Annotated in this window: 1 protein-coding gene; it reads right to left on the reverse strand. The window is 59.9% G+C overall.

What is annotated here, in order from left to right; genetic code table 11:
- The coding region (locus SB756_RS33625) for a DUF1214 domain-containing protein (RefSeq protein WP_410913706.1) at positions 1-247 on the reverse strand (247 nt) is incomplete at both ends.

The following is a 247-nucleotide window of genomic DNA, read 5'->3' on the forward strand; positions in this document are numbered from 1 at the left end:
GGTGGGAGTTTCCATTGACCGTTACCCACCTCAGGTTTGGGCAGGTAAATGCGCAGCACCGCATAAAACGGACCGGGTGGCGCCGGCAGCCAATTGCTCTGTTCGGCCTTCGGCGGCTCGTGGTGTTGCAGCGCCAGGGTCAGGCCGCCATCGGCGTCGAGCTTGAGGTTGGGCAACATCTGCGAATTGATCAGGTAGCGCTTCTTGTGGTTGGGCACCAGCAGTTTGGTTTTGGCGTCGTACATGG

This window comes from Pseudomonas sp. SIMBA_068, assembly GCF_046534705.1.
Classification (GTDB): Bacteria; Pseudomonadota; Gammaproteobacteria; order Pseudomonadales; family Pseudomonadaceae; genus Aquipseudomonas; species Aquipseudomonas putida.